Source organism: Acetobacter pasteurianus subsp. pasteurianus LMG 1262 = NBRC 106471, from assembly GCF_000285275.1.
In the GTDB taxonomy this organism is placed as follows: Bacteria; Pseudomonadota; Alphaproteobacteria; order Acetobacterales; family Acetobacteraceae; genus Acetobacter; species Acetobacter pasteurianus.
In genome coordinates, this window is record NZ_CADO01000030.1 from 1 (window position 1) to 25,523 (window position 25,523).

The window sequence follows — 25,523 nt, forward strand, 5'->3', positions numbered from 1 at the left end:
AGCAATACAAATTTGAAGGCACTTCGATCGGTCAGGGTCTGTCGCATGTATCACTTCTCTTGCGCATCAGAAATAGTGACGAACACGAAACGTATTGATCTGCACTTACCACCAGCCAAACACAGTTAAAGTATTAAGCTGCATAATGCCTTCACTGCAGTTGCAAGACCAATACGTACGTTTCGAATTAGAAATAATATACCGTGCGCAAAATGGCAATCCTCCAGCCACAAAATAAACACGGTTTTCTACGCAATTCGCTTTGCAGAAAATCCGCAGTTCCCTTTTATGGCCTAAAATCCTGAACCTAGGCGTTCAATCTACCAGCAACTTTTACCCATCCATTTGCGTTGGTTAAAAACTTTTGCACACATCATGCGGCCAGATGTTTGCAAAGCCCTTCAAAATTCAACATTTCTGAAGAACCAAGTGAAAATGAAATATTAATATGTTTTCTACATATTATAAATTATCTATATTTATAATATACTTTAGATATATTTCTTATACGCGCGCCGTTGTAATTCACCATAAACCTGTGCACACGCAACATATCGTTTCATTCTGATATGCGAAATTTGCATACCATCATGGTTTTCGATTACAAAGGATCAGTCTTCAACAACAAGGGACGGAACGACACAGCAATGACATCGCTTTTCACGGATGCCACAATTTTTGTTTTCCTTCCTTGGGTGCTGTGGCGCCTTCTGCATAAAGCCCTGCCCATTGTTGTATTACCTATTCTTATTGGCATTCTGCTGGCAGTATGGCACGCCCCTATTCAGGAACTGGGCATTCCCTCATCTTATGGTGATACCATCGGGTGGGTGGCTGTATTGGTTCTGGCATTTACCGCCGGCTTGGAAATGTGGCAGCACCCAGAGGGTGACACATCTGCCCATGCCATAGCCTCCCCCTCTCTGGGCCGTCTGTTAGGTGGTGCTGGTGTTGCCTTAGGTATTCCATTCCTAGTGGGATCCTTTTTGGCATATACATGCTTTCTGCCCTTGCATGGATGGCAAGCCCCCCTGGCCTCACCTCTTATTGCCGCAGCTTCCATCGGTTTGTGCATTTCCGTAAGCGCACTCCCGGTTCTGATTGGGGTGGTAAGAGAACTTGATGCTGCCCAACGTCCGTTAGGGCAATTGGCACTTAAGCTTGCTGTAGTAGATGATGCGGCCTTGTGGGTTGGCCTTGCTGTTTTACAGTTTGCGCATAGAGGCACAGCGGCTCTCCATGGTTGGACAGGGCTGGAATTTCTGGCCATTGCCTTACTGGTTGGGCTAGCTGCGGCTGGCAACTGGGCTTCTCGCCATTTTCGTCACCCTCCTGCATGGGTTATCTGGGTGACAGTTCCCATTTATCTGGCTGCCGGATCATGGGCCAGCATGCAGCTTGGATTGCATGAACTGATAGGCGCATACTTTGCCGGTGCAATTATGCCGCCAAGTTGGGTTAGACGCCTACCTATAGAGCAGGTTGGAACGTTTGCCCTTATCTGGCTGGCACCTATGTTTTTTGGCCACAGCGGGCTACGCATAAATGGAGATGCCCTGACCTGGCCTTCCATCATAGCCTCTTTTGCTTTGGTGGGCATTTCTATCCTGAGCAAGATTGGCGCGGTTTATGTGTTTCCGCCCGCACCGGGGCTGAAGCCCAGACAAGCCTTGGGTATTGGAGCGCTTCTGCAATGCAAGGGACTAATGGAAATTGTTGCCGCCACTATCTTGCATGAGCAAGGCATGCTCTCCGACTTTGCCTTTGCTTCTTTGATGGTGCTGGCAGTTGTTTCCACCGTATTAACGGGGCCACTCTTCCGCCTGCTGGCACCACGTTAAACCACAGTATTCTGCGTTACAGCCCCAAATACAAAACGGAATGCCGGCATATATAATATGAAACCTTTATATATGCCGGCAGGTAAACAAGCCTAAGATACCAAAGATTTACAAACGTATATCAATGGAATGGCAAGAGTTGTCATTACAGCGCACATTCCTAGCACGCGCACACGCATTGTATCTGGCACCACAAAAGACACCCCAAGGCAGATACAAAAAACGGCGTAATAAAGAAGGCTGACGCTTAAATAGCTTCCCAAATAAGGCGTGAGAAGCGCTGTGCTAATAAGAACAGAAATACCGGAAACACAGCCAAAAATACTGCCATATGTTAAACGCGTAAGAAATTTAGTGCCCTTACCAGGTTCTGTTGCCCCGTTTTTCTGTTCTTTTCTATAGCGCGATATCAGCCACAACCTGTTACCAGAATAGAAAAGAAATGCTCCAACCAAGCCCAGTATTAAATATCCAAATTTTACTGCATTTCCACCAAAACTTCCAAAATGTAGTGCGAAAAAGGTGGTTAAAATACTGAACGGCGCAGATTGGAGGCCAGGCATATACTCCGTAGAAAGTATTTTGCCAGAAACTGGGTCAAGCTGGGCAAGGCCACCAGCCGGGCCACGCATCATATAATGCTCATCATGCCCGATAACATATAAAGTCTGTTTTGCTTTGTCTGCTGCTGCATAGTTCAAAACATCTGGCACAAAGCCGGGAGCCTGCTTTTGCAAAGCGCGCACAATTTCTTCTGGCGCAAGAGTGGGAGGGAAACTCTGCGCAATGGGCTGATGTTCCACCTTCTCTGCATGGGAATGATGATTATGAATGGCCGCCGGGGCTGAAAACATCATGGCTTGCACATTATGTATTACACCATGATACGCAAAAAGCACGGATGAAAGAGCAATAACCACATGAAAAGGCAGACTGAAAACACCCAGAAGGTTATGAATATCAAGCCATTTCTTCCACGCCCCTTTTACAAGACGCAAGGCAAATAGGTTTTTTGCCAACATAGGCAAAAACACAATCACCCCAGACACCAGCGCAATGGCATATAACAGCGCAATAATACCCATGAACCATCTACTGTAAGGCATAAAAACTGGCAGCCCTACATTTTCGTGCAGTTCATCTATGAAATGCGCCACTTCGGATGGTTTGTGCTTCACCGTAACCAGATACCCCTTTGCATCTAGTGAAGCAGCTATCATATCCACTGGCCCGGCATGCCTTTGCCCAGCCTGTACGGGCCACATCAGCCTAGCGGGCAAAGAAACCGTGGGAGAGAGCACAACCGTGTATTCTTGCTGTGCCTCTGGGTAAGCTGCGAATGCTTTTTGCATCAGATCAGGCATTTGCTGCACGCTTACGGGTGCAGGCAAAGCAGCCGGTTTGGTAAGCCAGTTTTGAAGAGGCACTTCAAAAACGCTGATACCTCCAGCGTAAAACGCTACAAAAAGAAACAGCCCCGCCAGAATACCCACCCAACTATGGATATCCCGATACATCTGCACAATATCTGTACGTATTTTCATGCCTGCAGAGCCTTTAAAACAAAAAACAGGCCCCAAACACATAAGGCAGAAACAGACAGATAATTCCAAGCCCGCTTGCCATTAGAAAACAAAAAGCAGGTTGGCAAAATAATGCACCACAGCAAAACCGTGAGCCACGTTAAAAACTGAGCGGATGCTGTTCGTGGATCACTATCTGCATGGGAGAGAATGCCAACAACACCAACAAGGCCGAAGGTAAGAATATTACCTGGCACAACTGCGGCTGTTACTTTGGCAAACCAGTTCTGGCTTGTATAAGTATATTTACGCATAATGCTTAGCGTTGCCTTAACACAGCAACAGCAATGGGGAAGAGAAGCCATACAAGCATCATCAACAGTATTTGCATAAACAGTGCAGCAGTTGCGCTTTTGATCTGCCAGAGACAGCAAAAAGAAAGCACCAGCTCCCACCACCCTACTGTTCTGAACAAGCCTTTGTGGCGAACAGGTGCTGCAAATATGTATTGATTACGAGACGTGGCATAAAGCATGCAGCACCCCGAAAGAGTTGCTCCTGTTGCAACCAACATCATGTATTCAGGAAACATACTTACCACCGGCATTGCGTTTAAGCAGAAAAGATTTGGCCATGCTCTTCCCGCACATGCGTTTATATAAAGTCATGAACCTCATGCGGAAAAGCCACGTCATCTTTCATACAAGTTAAAAAGCAGAGCTTGCTGCACACATACATTATTGAGAATCATTATCAACATAAATTTTTGCACTGACACGTTGCGTGGCCATGCATAATGCAACCCTACAATCTTCTGGGGGCTTTTGGTCTGCCCTGCTCTCAGGCCATGGCTGGGTATCTTTGATAATCTTGCAAAGGCCGTATCGAAGTCCCAAATCTTAACAGAATCAAGATTATACCGAAGGACGCATTATCCATGAGCCTTATTAAAAAATGTATATTCCCTACCCTAAAAGCTACCGCCATAGGTCTGAGTGCAGCGTGGACAGCTATGGCCGCATGCAGCAAAGACAAGGAACTGGATGGCCAAGAAAAATCTGTTCATTTAGCCACAATGGGTTCTGCAGGTCTGGTTGGTATTCTCGGCTTCTGCCTCCTGCGTAAAGACGGCTGGGGCAAAACATATCGCCCTTGGTTAGGCCTTAGCCTTATTGCCAGCCACGGAATTGCCGGTGTGCGCAGCCGCAAGGCTGTTCAGCATCAGGATAAAAAAGATGCGGTGCAGAGCGGTATCTTGCAGGTTGTCATGATTATTCTGGCTGCCTGTGTGTTCACCACCAAGCCCAATAAGTAATTATAGAATACCCCCAATATCTTGATATAAATACAAGATATTGGGGGTATTATTTTGTTATATCAGTGTAAAATCAGGCTTCCTGATTACTTTCCATCCATTGTTTGATCAATGTATAGGTGATGGAAAGGATCATCGGTCCAACAAAAATACCAGCCAAACCCAAGGCAGCCAACCCACCAATAACCCCCATCATGATAAGAACCAATGGCACATCTGCCTGTTTGCGGATCAGATAAGGCCGCAACATGTTATCCAGGAAAATGGTTAAAAAAGTTATGGCGAGCAGAACAATTGCTGGCACCATCCCTTTGTCAAAGTAAACCCAGATCACAGCCGGGAAAAGTGTAATTCCTGGTCCGGCTTGCAACAAACATGCCATAAAAGTAACGGCTGTAAGAATACTGGCCCACGGCACACCTGTAAGATACATGCCGCCACCGCCCACCAGGCTTTCAACAATAGCGGTAAGAGTAACCCCCAGCGCTACCCCCCGGATAGTACGCACAGCCAGTTCCAGCATTTCCTGCCCGCGCTTGCCTGATAACGTGCCTACCAATTTTTCTGAGGTGGTGATGAGATATTCAGCCTTTGCCAGAAACGCCGCAAGTATAATTAAAGTTAGCAAAAACTGCACTGCAAGCATACCAATACTGCCTGCATAAGACATCAGATAATGCATGATCTGATCTGGTTGTGGCACAGCCTGCTGCACAATATCCATTGGCTTCATGTTTTGCAGATGCTGCCACCATTTGCCCAAATACTCGCCTACCAGAGGCAGATGAAGCAGTTTTTCCGGCAGATCAGGTAACTTTAAAGATTTGATGTAAGGAATAATGCGGCCAAATGCATCAGCATGCTTTACCACCGTAGAAACGGCCATCCAGAATGGTAGCACAAACAAGGCCAGAGCGACCAAAAGTGTGCAGGAAATAGCCATTTTTCGGCTGCCATGTAACCACGCCTGTAATCGCAGGAGCAATGGCCACATGGTTACGGCAATAGTGCCAGCCCAAATAAGAGCGGGAATAAAAGGCTCTAAAATCCACACTGCGCCCAGCACAAGGGTGCAGGCAAACAGAGCAACCAGCACAGGTCTGGTTCCTGTCGTCAATTCCGGCTTTTGTTCAGAAGCAGATGTCTCTGGTATCATTATTTTACGCTCATCCCACGGCTACAGGCCGAGCCAGCCGTAAAGCTTTTTAATTCAGGAGGTAAAAGTGCCGCCATATCTGCTTCTTTCAAAAGCTCTCGCCCACGGCCAGACCATTTAGCTAACCCTACATGTGGGCTGCTAAAAGAGCCGCTTACCATAACGGGAATTTCCATAGCCAACATACCTTTGGCGCCATTGCTGGCAAAAACCAGTTCAAATGCTTTTTTGTTCAAATCAAACTCAGCTTTTCCCACAATACTTCCTGCATCCGATTTTATGCGTAATGGCTGCACAACACCTTTGCCTTGATGCATTTCCAACGCTCCCAACAAGCACGATACACTCGCCTTACCTTTACTCTGGCGAAAGAGTGCCCCAACATCTGTTGTTGCAATATCCATCACTTCGCGGGAAATGGTGCCTGTATTCATGCCCACGGCAGCCGTGACATTGGCGAGGCGCGAGGCTTCATTCAAAGTCTGGATATTATCTGCATGCGTCAGTACGCGAATATTCAGCTTTCCTCCTACCGGAAAAGGAGAAAACCCTGCTTGCTTACGGAACTGGTCAATATCTCCGTTATCTACATTCACTGTAGCCTGCACACGCGTGCCTTTCTGACCAGCCAATAAATGCCCCGAAGCCTGAATACTGGCCCCAAGCCAATTCATCTTCATGGAACTCACATCAATTCGGCCAGGCATTTGGCTTAAACTGATCTGGGCCTGATTAAAAACAAGCGCATTATACAGCACCGTATCTGCAGCAAATGTCACATTGATAAGCGGATCAGGCTTCAAAGGCACCTGTAGCGGCACGTCAATACTGTTCGTGGATGTTTTGGGTTTTTCGGAAGAACTGCCCAAAAGAGCATTCAGGTTTAGGCGAGAAAACGCCATGGAGCCTGCAACTTTATCAGGCTGCCCTGTGGCGCCTTCTGTAAACGTTACATCTGCACTGCGGATCGGGCTTTCCTTGAGCAAACCGGTTGTATGATCAAGATGCCATACATCCCCTTTATGCGTGAAGTGCCCCGATAGCGTAACTGGTTGTGTAATCCTGCTATCAGCCTCACCTGCAAAAGCCATGATTGGGCGAGATGTTGCTGTTTGCAAATCTAGCTTTGCATCAATACCATCAAAATCAAAAAGGTCTGTCATGGTACCATTCAGGTGAAGCGATAAATCACCTGAGGCCGCATGGATATCGGTTCCATAAGGTTTACCCGCTTGGCGTAAAACATCTATTGGCTGCATATTGGCCTGTAATGTTACGGGCGTGCCATTATATGCACCGTTCACGTCCATCAGTAATGGTGTGCTATCGCTTACTGAATGCAGAGCAACTGCCTTAAGGCCCGTTACATAGCTATGCCCATGCGCTGAGCGATAGATAACCTCACTATCCGTAATGGCTGCATCGCGCAGCCCCGGAAACCATATTTTACCGCTAGTCTCTTTTGGCTTGGATGGCGCAGAAGATGCCTTTTTGCCAAAGCGCCAGTTCGGTTCACGCTCAGGCGTACGCTCGAACAGGCCTGAAAATCCGTCAATTTTTACGTCTCGCGCCTGCATCTGCCCATTAAACAAGGAACTGAGCAGGATTTGAGCGTGCAGATGCTTCAAGGTGATCATATCTGCACGGCTACCTTGGGGAATGTTGGCCAGATGCAGATTATCCATATCTACCGTAACCCACCTTCCCAAACGCACATGCAATGCCTCAATCTGGGTTTTGCGGCCAAGTGATGCACTGAGTTTGTCTGAGGCAATATGCGCCAGATTATAGTGTGGAAGGCCAGCAACCAGCACGCCAGCGGCCACAGCGGAAACAGCCAGAACACTTCCGGCCAACCATACCCAACGGGGCATACAAATACCTTTCCCAATCCTTTATCAGGAAATAGAATGCAGAAATATTATCCAAACTTCTACGAAAATTATTTTCTCGACTCAGGAATATAGTTAATTTTATTTTCCTGAATCAAGAAAAGGAAGAACACTACGATAGATTTGCAGTTCTTCATTTGTAGGTATGACACGGATTTTTATTTTACTACCTAATTTGCTGATAATTGGCGCATGGGCTGCATTAGCGATTTCATCAATCTGCACACCCATCCATGCCAGAGCCTGACAAACATCTGCACGCAGATTTTGATCATGCTCCCCAATACCAGCAGTAAACACAATACCGTCCAAACCACCCATAACGGCGGTTAATGCACCAATTTCCTGCACAATCCTGTAAACAAACAGCCCAAGCGCTTCTGAAATATTCTTACGCTGCACGGCATCCTGACTTTGCGCCAATGTTGCGCGCAAAATACGCATATCGGACGCTACGCCCGAAACACCTAACAATCCCGATTGATGATAGAGCGTGGTAACCAGCGTTTTCCAATCTGCTTTTTCAGACTGCACCATGTAAAGCAGAGCACCCGGATCTATCGCGCCGCAGCGTGTGCCCATCATCAGCCCATCAAGGGCGGAAAACCCCATGGTTGTTTCCACACTTTTACCATGCTGCAGTGCACACAAGCTGGCGCCGCTTCCCAGATGCGCAATAATAGTACGCCCTTGCGCTAGTGCAGGATCAACCTCTGCCAAGCGGCCTGCAATATAACTGTATGAAATACCATGAAACCCATAACGGCGTATGCCATGATCTGCATAACGGCGCGGAAGTGGCAGCAACCGTGCCATTTCCGGGATAGTTTGATGAAAAGTGGTATCAAAACAGGCGATCTGCAAAATATCAGGCCGCTTTTCAAAAATAGCTTTTGCAGGAGCCAACGTAGCCGCCTGATGTAACGGATCAAACGGTGTAAGTTTGTCCAGTTGCTTGAGCGTATCCAGCGTAATTTTAACTGGCTGCAGAAATTCTGCCCCGCCATGCACAATCCGGTGCCCTACAGCAAGTACACGCCCTTGGCCGGAATACTGCTCAAACCACTGGAAAAGATGGCTGTAAATATGCAGCCCCGTTTCCGGCCATTTTTCCTGCGCAAGAAGCTTTCCCTCCGCATCTTTGGCCGTAAACTGAGAGTGATCTGGGAATTCCTCAATTTCTCCATGCAGCAGAACCTGCGGATCAACCTTGCCCGAGAAAGCGTAAATCGTCAGCTTCAGGCTTGAAGATCCGCTATTAAAAACAACTACTACATCCTGCACGGATACTCTTCCTTGTTATGCGGCTGTTTTTCAGCCCTGCCCACCGGCAAGATGATGAGCATAGAGCGCCCCAATAGCTATAGAAGCCAGACGCGCCTGCACACTATTTGCTCGGCTGGTAAGTAATACGGGAACAGAAGCCCCCAGAACAATGCCTGCGGAATCTGCGCCAGACATGAAAATCATATTCTTTGCCAGCATATTGCCGGATTCCAAATCTGGAGCTACCAGAATTTGCGCACGCCCCGCCACGGGGGAAACGATGTTCTTTATTTTTGCAGCTTCAACACTTACGGCGTTATCCATAGCCAAAGGGCCATCCAGAACACCGCCTTGTATCTGCCCACGTTCAGCCATCTTGCACAAACATGCGGCATCAACCGTTCCCGGTATTTTGGAATTAACCGTTTCTACAGCAGAAAGAATAGCCACACGCGGAGCACCCAAACCCAACCCGTTGTGTAGGTCTATCGCGTTTTGAACAATATCGCGTTTGACATCCAAGTCTGGGAAAATATTGATAGCTGCATCAGTTACAAATACCAAACTCTCATAACCGGGTACAGCCAATACAAAAACATGGCTAATACGCCTGTTGGTGCGTAAACCACTATCAGCCTCAACAATGGCATGCATAAAAATATCTGTATGCAGGCTGCCTTTCATTAACGCCTTTACGCGCCCTTCCCTTACCAAGGCCGTTGCTTTCTGGGCAGCTTCTGCTGGTGTTGCGGCATCAATAAAAACAGCTTTATCCAATGCAATGCCACTTGCCTGCGCCACAGATGTAATTGTGCCCTTATCGCCTATCAAAACAGGCTCAATAATGTTCCGTTGTGCAGCATCCATTGCACCTTCAAGGGCATGTTGTTCACATGGCCAGACAATACCGACAGGCACCTGCCCCGGCAATTGAACAGCGCGTGAGACCAATTGTTCAAACGCCTGATGGCTGGTTGACACTGAACTTCCCGGCATTTCCGCAGTATCGTGCGTATATTGTGAAATCTGTGCCTTGCTGGAAAGGATATTGTTTATATCATTCATCTTTACGATTATCCGGCAATGTCAGTGAGATGCGCAGATAAAATATGCCTATACTGCGTGCGCAAAAAATCTTCTGCCTGGGCCGCTGTACCTCTGGCTGCCATACGGCCCTTAAATTCCTTTACAGACTCCAAATTCTGCATAGACATCCATTCACGCAGTTCATTCAGAAGGGTTGAAATATAATTCGGCCCTTTCTGCAACAGCACTGATGCCACCATGGCTACATCTGCTCCAACCAGTAGGCATTTAGCAACATCCATGCCGGAATGGACACCGCCAGAAATTGCCAAATCAGCCTGACAACGTTCTGAAAGCAGCGCTGCCCACATAAGCGATAGCCGCAATTCGTAAGCAGAACTGGGAACAAAATCCACTTCTGCGCTCTCTGTTAAAGAACGCAAGCCGGGCTCGTAAAAACTGTTGAACAGAACAATACCGCCTGCCCCGTTTTCCGATAACCGTTTCACCATATTGCCCGGTGAGCTGAAAAAGGGAGAAAGCTTAACGCTTACCGGCACCTTAACCTGTGCGCGAACATCACGCAGCACCTGTATACAGCGCTCCTCAACCTGCGCACCTGTTTCATCTGGATTGGTTGGCACATGCCAGAAGTTGAGTTCTATAGCAGCCGCGCCCGCCTGCTCCATATCCTTGGCAAAACGCAGCCAGCCTGCGGGTGTGCAGCCGTTCAGGCTGGCGATAATAGGCACACCAGCCCTTTCTGCTGCACTCCGCAGCACTGCCAACCTGCCATCCAGCGGAGAGGCATGATGCATGACGGGAAAATATCCCGCAGCTTCTGGGTGAGAATTTTCTCCCGTTTCCCACAAAGCTGCTTCTGCCAGTTCCTGCGCCTGAATATCTTCTTCAAACACAGATGCCATCACAATGGCAGAGGCACCGGCATCTACCACACGCAAAATGTCTTCCAGATCTGCCGTTAAAGGGGACGCCGAAGCCACGACGGGGTGAGCCAATTCCAGCCCAAGATAGTTTGTACGCATATCCATTGCCATAATGCTCCCGTATCGCCTCAGTTCACATCTTCCCAATGGGGGAGGAAGCGGCTGCCATCACGGGCGGCCATATCTTCGTAAATCCGGTAGCGTTCATCGGCTGCCGCCTGTGCCTGATGCAACAGATGCGCAGCACTTTCTGGATGTGTACGGGTGAGCGTTTTGTAACGCAGTTCCCGATACGCATAGTCTTCCAACGAAATACGTGGACGGGTTGAATCAAGCCGGAACGGATTAAGCCCACTTTTGCGCATGGTGGGATCAAACCGGAACAATGGCCAATACCCCGAGGCAACGGCTCGTGCCTGCTGCTTCATGCCTGTACGCATATCTATGCCATGCGCAATACACTGCGAATACGCCAGAATAAGAGATGGCCCCTCATATGCCTCTGCTTCCCGCATGGCGATAATGGCCTGCTCCGGGTTAGCCCCTAGCGCAATCTGGGCCACATACACATTGCCGTAAGCAATGGTTTGCAAAGCCAGATCCTTACGCGGCACACGTTTGCCACCTGCCGCAAATTTGGCAGAGGCACCCAGCGGTGTTGCTTTGGAGGATTGCCCACCGGTGTTGGAATACACCTCTGTATCCAGCACAATCACGTTTACATTGCGCCCCTGTGCCAACACATGGTCTAGGCCGCCGTAATCAATATCGTATGCCCAGCCATCGCCCCCAACAATCCAGATGGAGCGGCGGATCAGAAAATCTGCCACAGAAAGTAGCATGGCGGCATCTGGTGTATTTACACCGGCCAACTTGCTCCGCAGCGCGCTCACACGCTCACGCTGGAGCGCAAATTCACTTTCCGTAATCTGGGTGGCGTTCATAATGGCTGTTGCCAGATCCTGCCCCACAATATCAGCTTGTTTTTGCAGCAGTTGTCGTGCCAGAGATTCCTGCTTATCTGCGGCCAGACGGAAGCCTAGGCCAAATTCCGCATTATCTTCAAACAGGGAGTTCGACCAAGCCACCCCACGCCCCTGGGCGTTGGATTTCCATGCATGTGCTGGAGTATTCCCCGCATAAATGGCCGAACAACCTGTTGCGTTGGCAATCTGCAACCTATCCCCAAACAACTGGGAGATGAGTTTCAGGTAAGGTGTTTCACCACACCCGGCGCAGGCACCACTGAATTCAAACAGAGGCTCCAGAAACTGCACGCCGCGCACGTTGGCTTCGTTGATCGCGGCGCGGTCTACTTCTGGAAGGTGTTCAAAAAACGCGATATTCCCGCGTTCCTGTTCCAGAATAGGCAGCTTTTCTCCCATATTGATGGCACGTGTTTCTCCATCCGGGTTAATTGCCGGGCAGTTTTCAACACACACACCACAACCCGTGCAATCTTCTACATAAAACTGGAGCGTAAAGCGGGAATCTGGATAACCACGTGCATTCACTGGAGCTGATTTAAAGCTTTCCGGCGCACCTTCCAGATCCTTTTCTTCGTATGTTTTGGCACGGATGACACTATGCGGACATACGATACTGCATTGCCCGCACTGGATACATGTATCCGGGTTCCAGATTGGCACTTCTACCGCAATATTGCGTTTTTCGTACTGAGTTGTACCACCGGGGAAAGTGCCGTCTGCCGGAATACGGCTTACAGGAATACTCTCTCCCCTACCCGCCATAATTTCTGCTGTAACCTGCTGCACAAACAACGGGGCAGATGCAGGCACAACCGGCGGCATAGGCAATGTGCCATCTGCCTTGGCAGGCACAGCTACTTCATGCAAGGCCGCCACTGCGGCATCCACTGCACGAAAGTTAAGCTGCACAACGCTATCACCCTTTGCGCCATATGTTTTCTGAATAGACTTTTTGATTTCAGAAATAGCTTCATCAGGCGGCAAAACATTGGAGAGATGGAAGAAGCATGTTTGCAAAATAGTATTCACGCGCGGCCCCAAGCCAAGCTTAAGCGCAACGTCTGAAGCATCAATGACAAAAAAACGTAGCTTTTTATCAACAATCTGATCCTGCACCTTGCGCGGAAGCTGCTCCCAGACCTTGTCTGCCGCATACGGGCTGTTCAGCAGAAATGTGGCCCCATTATTGGCAGCACCCAGAACATCGCGCCGGAACAGAAAATCGAACTTATGGCAGGCTACAAAATCTGCATGGCGTATAAGATATGGTGCCTCAATGGGGGATTTACCAAACCGTAGGTGAGATGCCGTTTCGGCCCCAGACTTGTGGGAATCATAATCAAAATAAGCCTGCGCATACCATCCCGGTTTTTCACTCAGGATTTTAACGCTGTTCTTATTAGCCCCCACTGTGCCATCCGCACCAAGGCCATAGAACAGGCAGCGCACAGTGCTTTCTGGTTCTATGTCGAAAGTTTCATCATATTCCAGATGCGTGTGGGAAACATCATCAATAATCCCCACTGTAAAATGGTTTTTGGGTGTGGGTTTCTTTAATTCATCAAAAACAGCTCGCGCCATAGCCGGGCTGAAATCACGCGAGGACAGGCCATAGCGCCCACCAATTACGCGCGGCATATGTGGGAACTGACCATTCCCCACCCCTTCTGCCAACACGCTTACAACATCTGCATGCAGAGGCTCCATAGGGGCACCAGGTTCTTTGGTGCGATCTAACACTGCAATGGATTTTACGCTTGCGGGCAAGGTTTTTAGAAAATGCTCGGCTGAGAATGGTCTAAACAGACGCACCTGCAACGCGCCTACTTTTTCACCCTGTGCGTTCAACCACTTGGCTGTTTCCCGCACGACTTCGGAGCCGGAGCCCATGGAAATAACCACGCGCTCCGCATCTGGCGCACCTGAGTAATGAAACAGATCGTATTGGCGGCCAGTAAGAGACGCAAATTTGTTCATGGCTTCCTGCACAATGGCAGGTACGCGCTCATAAAACGGATTAACGGCTTCTCTCGTCTGGAAATAGGTATCCGGGTTTTGCCACGTGCCACGAATAAACGGATGTTCCGGGTTAAGCGCCCGTTGCCGATGCGCATGCACCAGCCGATCATCTATCATCTGGCGGATAACATCATCCGACACTACAGAAAGGCTGTTGTATTCGTGCGATGTACGAAAACCATCTGCAAAATGGATAAAGGGAATACGTGAAGCCAAAGTGGCTGCCTGCGCAACCAACGCCAGATCGTGGGATTCCTGCACAGAACCCGCACCCAACATGGCAAACCCTGTTGTGCGGGTAGCCATGATATCCTGATGATCACCAAAAATGGAGGAAGCACCCGCTGCCAGTGCACGTGCAGCGACATAGAAAACAGTTGATGTCAGCTCACCTGCAATTTTGAACATGTTGGGCAGCATGAGCATAAGGCCCTGAGAGGCCGTAAATGTTGTAGTGAGCGCTCCAGTTTGCAAAGCCCCATGCACACACCCGGCAGCCCCGCCTTCTGCCTGCATTTCCTGCACAACAGGTACTTCACCCCAGATATTCTGCACACCTTGGTCAGACCACGTATCTGCCAGTTCCGCCATGGGGGATGAAGGCGTGATGGGATAAATCGCACATACTTCGTTCACACGGTAAGCAATATGCGCAACAGATGTATTGCCATCCATTGTCTGGAGTTGTTCGGTCATGACATTCTCCATTTTATGCACGCACCTTAAAGCGTGCTGGCATAACAGGCTCACCCAAACTTCCCTTGGCAGGCGTGGCCTCTACTGGTTCGGGGTCCATCTCAATGGCATGGCAGGGGCACTGTTCCGCACAAACCGCACAGCCGGTGCACATATCTATGGCAACGTCATATCCCTTCCCCGGCCCTAGCCGTGTAATGGCTTGTTCTGGGCAGGATGCATAGCAATTGTCACACTCAAAACAGTTCCCGCAGGAAAGGCATCTACCAGCTTCATAACGCGCTGTTTTTTCATCCAAACCGGCAAATATTTCATCAAACCCGGACCGCTCCGTTAAGGGGCGCTCTGGCTGCCTGCTTCGGTCTGCCTGCGCGTAATCAGGCAGATGCAACATATCAAATGAAACAAGGGGATGCGCTGGAGGATGCACATAACGCTGCCCGGCCAAATAAGCATTGATAGCACGCGCAGCAAGCTTGCCGTGGCCTGTTGCGGTTGTCATGGTGCGTGCGCCGCCTATGCAGTCTCCTCCTGCAAAATACCCTTCCTGCCCTGTCATGAGGGTTGAGGCATCTACTGCAACAGTATCATTTTTATTTATGTTGATAGCAGACGCTGTTTTGAGCAATGCTAGATCACTATGCTGCCCAACAGCCATAACCATTGCATCTGCGGGTAAATGCGTGGTCTGCCCTGTGGGCGTTACTGTGCCATCTGGGTTCATGGTCACTTTTTCAACCGTTACCCCATCTGCGCCAAAATGGTCAGCAACGCTCAGCCACTCAATCTTAACCCCTTCTGCAAATGCGGCCTCAGCTTCACTTGGCAGGGCTTCCATGTGTTTAGGATCATAACGGAAAATCAAAACCGTATCTTTGGCACCCAAACGTTCTGCTGTGCGGGCGGCATCCATTGCCACGTTGCCGCCACCAACAATGGCAACGGTGCGGCCTAGCTGGGGCTTTTCACCTTTGCTTACTTCATCCAGCAAGCTCACAGCATCCACCAACTTTTTACCATCTGTTGCGGGAATATTGAGGTGGTTGCCCAACTGGGCACCTACAGCCACAAATACGGCATCAAACCCACCCTGCTGGCGCGCCTGCGCAACATCATCAACCCTTACACCACATCGCAGCGTAACATTCGGCATGGAGGTTATTCTGGCCATTTCATCTTTAAGAGGTTGCCGCGGCAACCTGTACGCCGGGATGCCATGCATCATCATCCCACCAGGTTCTGCAGCAGCCTCATGTATTTCAACCTGATGCCCCAATCTGGCAAGATGATAGGCACAAGAAAGCCCCGCAGGCCCGCTGCCTATAACCAGCACCTTTTTGCCTGTGGATGGAGCGGGCTGGAAACTCCAGCCATTCTGCACGGCCAAATCACCCAAAAACCGTTCTACAGCATGAATGGAGACTGCATCATCCAAACTGCCTCGGTTACATCCACCTTCACACGGATGATAGCAGGCCCTGCCATGCACGGCTGGCATCGGGTTATTTTCTGTAAGTGCGCGCCATGCCTTTTCATAATCTCCGGCCTGTGCATGCGCCAACCAGCCTTGAATATCTTCCCCCGCAGGGCAGGCATGGTTACAGGGGGGTAGAAAGTGTTTGTAAACCGGTCTTTGCCATCGAGAACTTCCAACACCCCTACGTGTTGTGTTCTGCATGACCTGTGTCATGTCGTGCAGCTTTATCGTCATGTAAGCTTTCCCCCGCCCCCGTAGCCATTGAACTGGCCGTACGCATGCAACGCGCATTTACGGAACAGATTGCTGAAACACGAGCATGAACCGCAATGCGCTGTATGCAGGAAGCCAAAAATCGAATAATACGTCAACTTTAAATTGATGAAATTATTTTCTTATTTGAATTCTCTTTCTTGCAAATAATTTTCATTAAAAATAATTTTTCGTCGATAATTCCTATTCATAAAGAAAATAAGAACCAAAATAGTTCTGTATCATCCGAAAAAACTAACTTGACATATTGGTCATTTTTTAAGATCCCTCACAAAAGTCTTTTTGTTTCTGTTAAAATAAGGAGCATAGCTACAACATGCAGGCTGATATTTCCGCAAAAAGAAAACATCACCTTACCTTTCCTAAATATCTTGATTTTCCGTTATTTTTAAATGCAAATTTCCGCAACGACTCTCTACGTAAAATTTTTGTATTTTCTGTCATTATTTTTAATGTTCATTCTGAAAAACTATATGCAGAAACAGCCCCCAATACCTACTCTGAACAAGACAGACAAAAAGACTTTAACGATGCAGACACCAATCATGATGGTTGCCTCTCGTTTGATGAATTCAATATAGAAGTTAGAAAAATTCTATCTTCCAGAGATGATTTTTCATCACGAGGCTTTGCTATGCTCCCGACATCTGCTCAAGATGCTATTTTAAATGATGAGTTTCATAAAATGGATCACGGCCAAAATGGTTACTTAAATGTTAACGATTGGCAGATTCCAGAATAATATCTGAAAATAATATATTTATTTATGAGAATTTTATATTATTTGTTTTTGTTATTTATTTTATTTTGTATTTGTTTTTGGAAATATAAAAATACTCCACTTCCCTATGCACTGCATTAAAAAAACATCTCTTTTGGCAGCTTATTTTATTGCCGCTTTCAGATAAAGGAATTTTACTGTAAACAAAGAGCGAGAAGGGCACTGGAGTTTGTAAAAAATTGACGGAACACCCGCAAAAGCCCGTTACCAAGGCTAAACCAACAACAACCAGACCCAAAAAGTCCTATCGCGCTTCTCAAAAACGCGAAATGACGCGCGCATTTAAGCAAGATGCCTTTGAAAGCGCTGCATGGAAAGTCTTTTCCAGTATCGGCTTGGATGCAGCAACGGTAAGAGACATTGTTGCCCTTAGCAATGTCTCACCAGGAAGCTTCTATAATTATTACAAAACCAAAGAAGCCATTTTTGATATTATCCTCGTAAAAGTTGCACAACGCGTAAGAGGTGCAGCGCGTCTGGCACGTAGCGAGGAAGATAATCTGGATGCAATGCTTCAGAAAAGTCAGTATGCGGCTTTTCGAGAGCTTTTAAGCATTCATGGTGCGCCACATTTTCTGGAACTCAACCAGCATCATATCAGAGCCAAGCTCTTTAATATGAGTGAAACACGGGAAATGCTGGATGACCTCAAGCAAAACCTGCTCAGGGTCGTCCCCATGAAAAACACATCTCCTGAACGCATGGACTTTATTGCAGCCGCTGTTTTAACAACAGCTTTAGAAGGGTTGCTGTATATTGCGCGCAACCCTTTGGTCGATATTGATCAGACATCCCGTCTTACGGCTGGCATGACTGCCGCAGGTATCCGTGCTGCTGCGGCGGCGGCTGGTTAATTTTTTACCTTACCCGGCGGCAGAAGTAAGGTGTGTGTACAGGATCGAACAGCCAATAAGCATCAGTGCTATTCCGCCACAGATTTCTGCATAACGGCCGATCCATACACTGGCGTGCCGTCCCAGCATAACACCTGCCGTTGCCATAACCGTGGTAACGGCACCAATTACCAAGCAAGCTGATAAAATATTCACCTGCATAACACCTAAGCTAACCCCTACCGCGGTTGCGTCTATGCTGGTTGCCAAAGCTGTTCCAATCAGCCCCAGCACACCACGGCTGGCAGCTTTAGGCTGTTCAACTTCAGCCTCTTCTTCTGGTTCATCCTTCATGGCCAGGCGGATCATGTTGCCGCCTATGCCGCAAAGCAGCGCAAAGGCTATCCAATGGTCCACTGCGGCAATCCATGTGCTTAGAGCTAGCCCCAGCACCCAGCCCACAACAGGGGTAATGGCCTCGAAAAAGCCAAACACGGCACCAATACGCAGGGCGTCATTCCAACGTGCGTTTTTAGCACTGGCCCCTTTACCAACTGCGGCGGCAAAAGCATCCACAGAAAGGGAAAGCCCCAGAATTCCGAGCGTGAAAATACCAGTCATGAGCAAGTCCAAGGGCCGCAAAACACAAAACAGCACACATCGCCTCCCGGCCACAGCGGAAGCAATGATGCCGTTGGTCTTGCTGGGCGTTTTTTCTAAAACGCTGTCTCCGCCATGGTCTGCTGACCAAGTGTGTTGACGAAGACCCCTCTATAACAGAGGGTGGCTACTCCCCAATGAACGGAGCCTCTGTATCAATATCGCTCATGTTCCGCAAGAGCCTGAAAAACAGAAGGCTTTCGCGCAACATATGAAGCCTTCATAATAATTCGAAATAAGAAGGTGAACGCTGAACAGAAACAGCCGTTAAGATGCTGAAGCCAAATTATGCGTGACATAAACGCGATAAAAAGGACAAAAACACTATGATAAAATTGTATTACACTCCGGGTGCATGCTCTTTAGCATCTCATGTTATTTTAAATGAAACACGCCTGCCCTTCGGTCTGGAAAAGGTAAACCTTAAAACCAAGACACTGGAAGATGGCCGAGATTACCTAAAGATCAACCCACGCGGGGCTGTGCCTGCCATTGAAATTTCACCCGGCGTCGTGCTGACCCAGAACGTGGCTATTCTACCTTATATTGGCAATCTTTCTGATATCGCCGCGTTTCGGCCAGCAGAAGGTTCATTAGATCGCTCACGTATGTTGGAAGCTTTGGGTTTTTGTGAAGATGTGCATAGTGCTTTTGGTATGCTCTTCACTCCAGATCTGTCTGATACCACGCACGCACTTTGCCTGAAAACCGTTACCCGGCGGTTAGAACAGCTTGAGCAACTGCTGGAAAGGAATGGTACAGACTATTTGCTCCCTGCCGGTTTCAGCCAGCCAGATGCCCTTATGGCCGTAATTTTAAGCTGGGCAACCCCTTTGGAGATTGATTTGACAGCTTACCCCAAAGCACGTGCGCTACGGGACAAAGTGTTTAACCGCCCCGCCACGCAGGCAGCCCTTAAAGCAGAAGGTTTAGCATAAGCAATTATCCCTCCTGCCCTATCAGATGCCCTCTCAATTCTGAGGGACAGGAGAAACCATATACATACCAGTTGTACGTGCAGGAGAAATCAACACCAATCCTGCAGCACGTGCCGTGCGCACTGCAAGTGCAGTAGGTGCAGAAAGCGACACCACAGCAGACATGCCCGCTGCAATGGCTTTTGCCGCCATCTCATAAGAACAGCGGCTTGTTAAAAAACAAAATCCCTGCGTGAAATCTAATTGCTGCTTTAGCCCATAACCTATCAGTTTATCCAAAGCATTATGGCGGCCAACATCTTCTCTCACATGCACAATGTGGCCATTAGGTAGGCACCATGCTGCTGCATGCAACATACCTACGCCTTTATTTAAAACCTGATGGCTTCTTAAATTTTCTAATGCTTTATGGATTGCCCCTGCATCAGGCTCCCGCCCTGTTACGCTACATATTTTGCGGTTTGTTACGCTCTCCATGTCGGCACCACAAATTCCGCATCCCGTCCGACCAGCTATCGGGCGGCGCGTGCGTGCCAGCACTTTGCGTAAGGCTTCGGCATTTACCCGCACATCAGCACGTAAGCCATCAGGTTGTGCTGTTATCTTTATGTGCCGTAAATCTGAAACGGAAGAAATAATATCTTCTGTAAAAGAAAAACCCGCAACAAAATCATCTATATCATGCGGTGTTATCATCATGACCGCATAATCAATACCATTATATACCAGAGCAAGTGGCGCTTCTTCTGCTACCAGAAATGTATTGTGCTCTCGCGTAATATCCGTGTTTTCATGCCCTTGCGGCCAGCTTATCCGTTCCGCATCACACGGAAGCGCTACAGAAAAGGATATATCTTCCGTCATCAGCCATTGCCTTTTGCAGCATCAACATTGTGCACAGAAGCGCAATATTTTTGCGCAAGCATGAGATCTTGAGGCGTGTTGATATTCATGAAAGGATCCATCCCCTCTATCAGAGGAAAATCTATAGCCCGCGCGCCCAAGGTATTTGCCAATGTACGCACACGCGTTTGGCGCTTTTTATTTTCCTGAGTCAGAAAAGATAACTGCGCTGCCAACACAGGCCTGGCAGAAACCGGCCATGCAGCTACCAATGGATGAGACTGCCCGCCACAACACGCATACGATGGCGCAGGCATAAGTGCTGCCACAAGCCCGGCAGGAATGAACGGTGTATCTACCGGTATGGTTATGAGTGTATTGTACCCATTCTTTTCTGCCCATTCCAAGCCGCTTAACACACCAGCCAATGGCCCGACATCATGCACACAGTCTGGTAAAATCGGACATTGCCATGCACCAAACCGTGCAGAATCACCATTAGCACTAATCGCTACGGCGCTACATTCCTGCTGCAAGCGTGCAAAAACATGATCTAAACAAAGACCCTTTCCTGTATCTAAAAAAGCCTTATCCTGCCCATGCATTCGGCTTGCCTGCCCACCTGCCAACACCAGCCCTGCTATTTTCATGCCTGCTCCACCATTTTTGAAAATATCTTTCTGGTTTTTACGTTTTTCTCATTCTAAAATCTAAAGGCTTTTAGATCTCTTATCGGTTTTGCAAACATGATGTCTCAACGCACGCAGCTTATTTTTGGCATTATCGGCCGTAGTGGGTCTGGCAAAACGCATTTGATATCACGATTACTTCCTGCATTTTGTCATCTTGGTTTGCGTGTCTCAACCATCAAACATACGCATCATGGTGTAGACATGGACAAGCCCGGAAAAGATACCTTTGTTCATAGGCAAAATGGCGCTGCAGAAGTTATGCTCGCCACCCCTGAACGATGGGTGCTTCAACACGAATGCAATACCCTCCCCACCATATCTGATTTGCTCCAGTGCATGCAGCCTGTCGATCTGGTGCTGGTAGAAGGCTTTCATGCAACCATACCTATCTGCCTGGAAGTATGGAGACCCACTATAGGAAAAGACCCTTTATACCCACAAACGCCGAGTATTATTGCTGTCGCATCAGACAAGCCTAACATCCCCAATGTTCCAGACAACCTCACGGCTCTGGATCTGAATGATACAATGGCTATTGCAGCATATATCCGTAAGCACGCTTACGCGTTCAAAGTATGAACTACACTGCAAAAGGTATCATTTTGCACATTTCTCCAGCCTGCAGGGATTGACCCGCCGATATTTTTACAAGACCGGTAGCCCGTGTAAGACAAAGAATATCAGAAGCTCCGACAGACGGCACAAGGTTAATAAGGTTTTCTCCCTTATCTTCTATAAAATGCACAGGAAGAAAACAGGTGGTATCTGATGCTGCAACATAAGAAAAACTGCTTTGCCCTTCTATGAGCATACTTGCATTTTTCTCCTGCTTTTCACCCATCAGACCACGCAAAAATGGCACGACAAACAATTGTGCACATATAGCTGCTGCGCCCGGATTTCCTGGCAAACAGAACACCATTTTCTGGCCCAGTTGCATAACTGTTATAGGCTTGCCTGGGCGCATTTTAACGCGTCGAAATAAACATTTTCCCCCCATCTGCCTGAGAACAGGCAGAACATGATCCGTCTGCCCAACAGAAATACCACCCGTGGTAATGAGAATATCAGCTTCCTGCGCACATTGATGAAGGACCTTGTGTAAATCCTCCATACTGTCTGACCCACACACATAACGTGTGACGAGCGCGCCCTCGCTTTGCAGCATTGTTGCCAATAGCTGCGTATTCAGTTCCGTTCGTGCATCTGTTGCTGTTGCACCAAACTCTGCTCCATTGGCCACAACACAAATCTTCGGACGTTTATAGACAGATACCTGTTCTTTACCTTGGTGCGCCAATAGAGGCAGATGCCGCCAATCCAGCTTTTGGCCATGCTCAAGCAATATATCGCCTTTACAGAACTCCTCCCCACTCCGGCGAATGTTCAAACCATTTCTGGCATTCTGTTCCAGCAAATACACATGTCCATCCGTTATGGATGTGCGCTCCTGAGCCACAACACAATCTGCCCCTGCAGGAATACGCGCTCCAGTAAGAATGCTGTAAGCAACACCTTTTTCCAAGGGTGGCGGGGCATCACCTGCAGCTATCTGTCCGGCAAGAGGCAAGCCAACGCTGCCCGCCTCTTCCATATCTGCACAACGGAATGCATATCCATCCATTGCTGAAATATCAGCTTCTGGGCGAGGCATCACCGCCCTTATATCCTCAGCAAGAACGCGCCCAGATGCCTGCGCGATAGATACAAATTCTGTTGCAAGTAATGGTATATTTTGCATACAGGCCGCAAGAAGCGCCTGCGCTTCATCATACGCCACCATATCTGGTGCCCTGTATGTTTGTTCTGAAACAGCTGAGGCTAATAAAGAACCAACCATACAGCCATTACCCCGGAAATGAGAATGGATTTAAGCCAGCACGCACAAACCCCTGCTGCACCACGGCGGTATCCAAAGCAAAGCTACCCAGATCATCTGCAAGGGCGTCTAGTTCTGGATCATAATCCAACCGAAAAACCTTCAGATATGTTTTGCAATCTCCGCAGCTTTCCGCCTGAAGCGGGGCTTTCAAATCTTCAAATGTCCAGTGTTCAAGATGGGCGGATGCACCACATTCCACACAGATACCACGCACTCTGTGCCAACGTGTCTCACACAAACTGCACTGAAGGTAACGCAGGCCTTCACGGTCTCCCCCCAATACAAGGCTAGCTACCGGTTGGGCACCACAACATGGGCACAATCTGGCCTCTCCAGCAGGTTGTGCCTGCTGAATATGTTCCTGATCCTGCTCCACAGCCTGTGCCCAACAAACAGACAGAGCAGCCCAGATTACAACAGCCAACCCGGCATCAACCTGAGCATACTCTCCACACAACAAGCTGGCAGCCTGCTTTGTTAAAGCTGGAATATCCTGCCCACACTCTTCCAACATTGTACGCGTTGTTTCTGGTACAACACAACCTACCTGCTGCACCAAAAATAAAAATGCCTGTTGCCATGATGGTATCTCCAGCAACAGTTTTTCAAGGTGATCTTGATCACTCCCCTGTTTTGGCACAGCACGAATAGCAGAAACATCTGCTGCACCAAGTGGCATATGTTTCAAAATCTGCTGCGCTTCAACAAGACAAGAGAGGAACTTAAAATATCCCCCCTCCGCTTCACCCAGTTGTTCTGCCAGCAAGCGGAGCCGTTTTTCCCTGCGTGTATATACAGCTTCCAGCACCGGAAAAATCAGTGGCTCAATAGCCTGCACGCCGGGTGTGCGTTTATCCAGCGGAACAATATCGGTTTCAGAACGCATTAGTGTGGCCGTTTTGCAGAAGATGTTTCAGCAGGCAATATTTCCTCTTCATACCACCGATCATGATGCTGCCGCGCCCATGCACGGGATACGTAACCTGTAACCATGCCCCCAATAGAACCCCGCACCCATATGCCCATATAGATATGCCCAAGCACTAGGAGGATAAGCCCAAGCCCGGCAACAGAATGCGCCAGCAAAGCCAGCCGCACCACGGGAATGGGAAAATACATGGCAAAATAGGCACGCCAGATCATTAACCCACTTACAAGCAGCAGGCTGATCAGTGACATAATGCCCCAGAACAGTATCTTCTGCCCGGCATTGTATTTGCCAATCTGCAGTTTCTCGCCATGCTTGTTCATCAGCACATCAACAATATGACGAAACCACGTGATATCCGTGCGCACAAACAGATTATGGTGCACAAAGCGCACGCACATGCACATTAGCAATACAAAAACTGTGATGCCCAGAAACGGGTGCAGCAGCCGCGCCATCTGCGGTGGCCCAAGCACATAACCAAGCCAGTTCAGGCTAGGAAAAAACCACGAGATCCCAGAAAGCGCGACCAGAAAAAAACAGGCAACCATTGTCCAATGGCAGAGCCGGTCCATAAACTTTGTGCGCAGAACAAGATTTTTAGTATCCATTACGCATCCCTCCGGTTTTGGTCCGGCTTTTCGCCAGCCTCTACCAATTCCTTTTCAGGAACCTCTGGTGCTGTTTCATCCGTGCTATTGGGGCCGACAGCCATGTAATGCGCAAAGGCCCCTGCCAATGTGGCAATAAATCCAAGCGCCCCTGCCGGTTTCAGCCATTCCTTCCAACCACGCACAACCGGGCTGATATGAGGTTCGGCTGGTAGCCTGTGGTAAAGAGTTGGATTATCGGCATGCGTCAGCACATACATAACGTGCGTGCCGCCTACACCTGGTGGATCATATAATCCTGCGCCTTCATGCCCGCGGCTTTTCAGGTCTTCCACTCGGGTTTGTGCCAGATCCTTCATTTCCGCTTTGGAACCAAAGGATATAGCGCCAGTCGGGCAGGTTTTTACGCAAGCGGGCTCCTGCCCTACGGCAACCCTATCTGCACACAAGGTGCATTTATACGCCTTGTTATCTTTTGAGTTGATGCGCGGAATATCAAATGGGCAGCCAGCAATGCAGTACCCACAGCCAATGCACTGTTCAGACTGAAAATCCACAATACCATTGGCAAACTGCAAAATAGCACCAGGGCTTGGGCAAGCCTTCAGGCAGCCCGGGTCCTCGCAATGCATGCAGCCTTCTTTGCGCAGCAACCATTCCAGCTTGCCACCTTCATCCTCCACCTCATCAAAGCGGATGACGGTCCATGTTTCTGCTGTCAGGTCTGCAGGGTTATCATACACTCCTACGTTGTGACCTACCTCATCTCGCAGATCATTCCATTCCGAACAGGCAACCTGGCATCCCTTGCATCCTGTGCAGAGGGAAACGTCTATCAGCTTGGCAACTTCCTGCTCATGCCGCCGTGCCTGAGGTGACGGTGTAAGCCCATTGGTGGCGGAACGGCGAATGATGTCCTGTGACTGCATGCTCAT

At 48.6% G+C, this 25,523-nt stretch carries 23 protein-coding genes and 1 riboswitch; of the genes, 6 read left to right on the forward strand and 17 right to left on the reverse strand.

Annotated features, from left to right (window positions below; genetic code table 11):
• The first annotated feature begins 647 nt into the window (after positions 1-647).
• Positions 648-1,841 carry a cation:proton antiporter gene (locus tag APA10_RS07295; protein ID WP_003630440.1) on the forward strand — a complete coding sequence of 398 codons (1,194 nt, stop codon included), beginning with the start codon at positions 648-650 and terminating at the stop codon, positions 1,839-1,841.
• A gap of 92 nt (positions 1,842-1,933) precedes the next feature.
• On the opposite strand, the gene APA10_RS07300 is transcribed toward APA10_RS07295, so the two are convergent.
• From APA10_RS07300 to APA10_RS15125, 3 genes are read right to left on the reverse strand one after another with little or no spacing between them, the layout of a single operon-like run.
• Positions 1,934-3,385 (reverse strand): PepSY-associated TM helix domain-containing protein, encoded by a 1,452-nt coding sequence (locus APA10_RS07300; RefSeq protein ID WP_003630439.1) that lies wholly within the window; start codon positions 3,383-3,385, stop codon positions 1,934-1,936.
• Positions 3,382-3,678 (reverse strand): hypothetical protein, encoded by a 297-nt coding sequence (locus tag APA10_RS07305; RefSeq protein ID WP_064776372.1) that lies wholly within the window; start codon positions 3,676-3,678, stop codon positions 3,382-3,384. The genes APA10_RS07300 and APA10_RS07305 overlap by 4 nt, the downstream gene beginning before the upstream one ends.
• 5 nt (positions 3,679-3,683) lie before the next feature.
• Entirely contained in the window at positions 3,684-3,956 is a 273-nt protein-coding gene (locus APA10_RS15125; protein WP_162096954.1) for a hypothetical protein, read from the reverse strand.
• Between the two features lie 345 nt (positions 3,957-4,301).
• On the opposite strand from APA10_RS15125, the gene APA10_RS07310 reads away from it, so the two are divergent.
• Entirely contained in the window at positions 4,302-4,679 is a 378-nt protein-coding gene (locus APA10_RS07310; RefSeq protein ID WP_012813050.1) for a hypothetical protein, read from the forward strand.
• Positions 4,680-4,752: 73 nt separating this feature from the next.
• On the opposite strand, the gene APA10_RS07315 is transcribed toward APA10_RS07310, so the two are convergent.
• The 7 genes from APA10_RS07315 to APA10_RS07345 all read right to left on the reverse strand — a co-directional run bounded on the left by APA10_RS07315 (position 4,753) and on the right by APA10_RS07345 (position 16,438).
• Positions 4,753-5,835 (reverse strand): AI-2E family transporter, encoded by a 1,083-nt coding sequence (locus APA10_RS07315; protein WP_003630434.1) that lies wholly within the window; start codon positions 5,833-5,835, stop codon positions 4,753-4,755.
• Positions 5,835-7,709 (reverse strand): AsmA family protein, encoded by a 1,875-nt coding sequence (locus APA10_RS07320; RefSeq protein ID WP_003630432.1) that lies wholly within the window; start codon positions 7,707-7,709, stop codon positions 5,835-5,837. The genes APA10_RS07315 and APA10_RS07320 overlap by 1 nt, the downstream gene beginning before the upstream one ends.
• Positions 7,710-7,808: 99 nt before the next feature.
• Positions 7,809-9,011 (reverse strand): acetate/propionate family kinase, encoded by a 1,203-nt coding sequence (locus APA10_RS07325; RefSeq protein WP_003630430.1) that lies wholly within the window; start codon positions 9,009-9,011, stop codon positions 7,809-7,811.
• Between the two features lie 30 nt (positions 9,012-9,041).
• Positions 9,042-10,058 (reverse strand): bifunctional enoyl-CoA hydratase/phosphate acetyltransferase, encoded by a 1,017-nt coding sequence (locus tag APA10_RS07330; RefSeq protein WP_003630429.1) that lies wholly within the window; start codon positions 10,056-10,058, stop codon positions 9,042-9,044.
• Positions 10,059-10,066: 8 nt separating this feature from the next.
• Positions 10,067-11,077 carry a dihydroorotate dehydrogenase-like protein gene (locus tag APA10_RS07335; protein WP_003630426.1) on the reverse strand — a complete coding sequence of 337 codons (1,011 nt, stop codon included), beginning with the start codon at positions 11,075-11,077 and terminating at the stop codon, positions 10,067-10,069.
• A gap of 17 nt (positions 11,078-11,094) precedes the next feature.
• Entirely contained in the window at positions 11,095-14,682 is a 3,588-nt protein-coding gene (nifJ, locus tag APA10_RS07340; protein ID WP_003630425.1) for a pyruvate:ferredoxin (flavodoxin) oxidoreductase, read from the reverse strand.
• A gap of 1 nt (position 14,683) precedes the next feature.
• Positions 14,684-16,438 carry an NAD(P)-binding protein gene (locus tag APA10_RS07345; protein WP_035366121.1) on the reverse strand — a complete coding sequence of 585 codons (1,755 nt, stop codon included), beginning with the start codon at positions 16,436-16,438 and terminating at the stop codon, positions 14,684-14,686.
• A gap of 298 nt (positions 16,439-16,736) precedes the next feature.
• On the opposite strand from APA10_RS07345, the gene APA10_RS07350 reads away from it, so the two are divergent.
• Together APA10_RS07350 and APA10_RS07355 are read left to right on the forward strand one after the other, a co-directional pair.
• Complete coding sequence (locus APA10_RS07350; RefSeq protein WP_003630422.1) at positions 16,737-17,162, forward strand: EF-hand domain-containing protein; 426 nt, start codon at positions 16,737-16,739, stop codon at positions 17,160-17,162.
• 308 nt (positions 17,163-17,470) lie between these two features.
• Positions 17,471-18,055, forward strand: a complete 585-nt coding sequence (locus APA10_RS07355) for a TetR/AcrR family transcriptional regulator (protein ID WP_003630419.1) — start codon at positions 17,471-17,473, stop codon at positions 18,053-18,055.
• Between the two features lie 9 nt (positions 18,056-18,064).
• On the opposite strand, the gene APA10_RS07360 is transcribed toward APA10_RS07355, so the two are convergent.
• Positions 18,065-18,655: a manganese efflux pump MntP gene (locus tag APA10_RS07360; protein WP_003630418.1), complete on the reverse strand. Its 591-nt coding sequence runs from the start codon at positions 18,653-18,655 to the stop codon at positions 18,065-18,067.
• A 10-nt stretch (positions 18,656-18,665) separates the two neighbouring features.
• Positions 18,666-18,842: riboswitch (yybP-ykoY riboswitch) on the reverse strand.
• A gap of 178 nt (positions 18,843-19,020) precedes the next feature.
• Between APA10_RS07360 and APA10_RS07365 the strand changes: the two genes are divergently transcribed.
• Positions 19,021-19,632: a glutathione S-transferase family protein gene (locus APA10_RS07365; RefSeq protein WP_003630416.1), complete on the forward strand. Its 612-nt coding sequence runs from the start codon at positions 19,021-19,023 to the stop codon at positions 19,630-19,632.
• A gap of 33 nt (positions 19,633-19,665) precedes the next feature.
• Here APA10_RS07365 and fdhD read toward each other — a convergent pair whose 3' ends face one another.
• Both fdhD and mobA read right to left on the reverse strand, forming a co-directional pair.
• Positions 19,666-20,496 (reverse strand): formate dehydrogenase accessory sulfurtransferase FdhD, encoded by an 831-nt coding sequence (gene fdhD / locus APA10_RS07370; protein ID WP_003630415.1) that lies wholly within the window; start codon positions 20,494-20,496, stop codon positions 19,666-19,668.
• The gene (gene mobA / locus APA10_RS07375) at positions 20,496-21,125 is read right to left on the reverse strand and encodes a molybdenum cofactor guanylyltransferase (RefSeq protein WP_003630413.1); all 630 of its coding nucleotides are present in this window, start codon (positions 21,123-21,125) and stop codon (positions 20,496-20,498) included. Before mobA ends, fdhD begins: the two co-directional genes overlap by 1 nt.
• Before the next feature lie 96 nt (positions 21,126-21,221).
• On the opposite strand from mobA, the gene mobB reads away from it, so the two are divergent.
• Positions 21,222-21,746 carry a molybdopterin-guanine dinucleotide biosynthesis protein B gene (gene mobB, locus APA10_RS07380; RefSeq protein ID WP_003630411.1) on the forward strand — a complete coding sequence of 175 codons (525 nt, stop codon included), beginning with the start codon at positions 21,222-21,224 and terminating at the stop codon, positions 21,744-21,746.
• A 1-nt stretch (position 21,747) separates the two neighbouring features.
• On the opposite strand, the gene APA10_RS07385 is transcribed toward mobB, so the two are convergent.
• Genes APA10_RS07385 through fdxH form a run of 4 tightly spaced genes read right to left on the reverse strand, consistent with a single transcriptional unit; the run spans position 21,748 to position 25,523 of the window.
• Positions 21,748-23,007 carry a molybdopterin molybdotransferase MoeA gene (locus APA10_RS07385; protein WP_003630410.1) on the reverse strand — a complete coding sequence of 420 codons (1,260 nt, stop codon included), beginning with the start codon at positions 23,005-23,007 and terminating at the stop codon, positions 21,748-21,750.
• Between the two features lie 7 nt (positions 23,008-23,014).
• Entirely contained in the window at positions 23,015-23,935 is a 921-nt protein-coding gene (fdhE, locus tag APA10_RS07390) for a formate dehydrogenase accessory protein FdhE (RefSeq protein WP_035367408.1), read from the reverse strand.
• Positions 23,935-24,588, reverse strand: a complete 654-nt coding sequence (locus APA10_RS07395) for a formate dehydrogenase subunit gamma (protein WP_003630890.1) — start codon at positions 24,586-24,588, stop codon at positions 23,935-23,937. The genes fdhE and APA10_RS07395 overlap by 1 nt, the downstream gene beginning before the upstream one ends.
• Positions 24,588-25,523: a formate dehydrogenase subunit beta gene (fdxH, locus tag APA10_RS07400; RefSeq protein ID WP_003630888.1), complete on the reverse strand. Its 936-nt coding sequence runs from the start codon at positions 25,521-25,523 to the stop codon at positions 24,588-24,590. Before fdxH ends, APA10_RS07395 begins: the two co-directional genes overlap by 1 nt.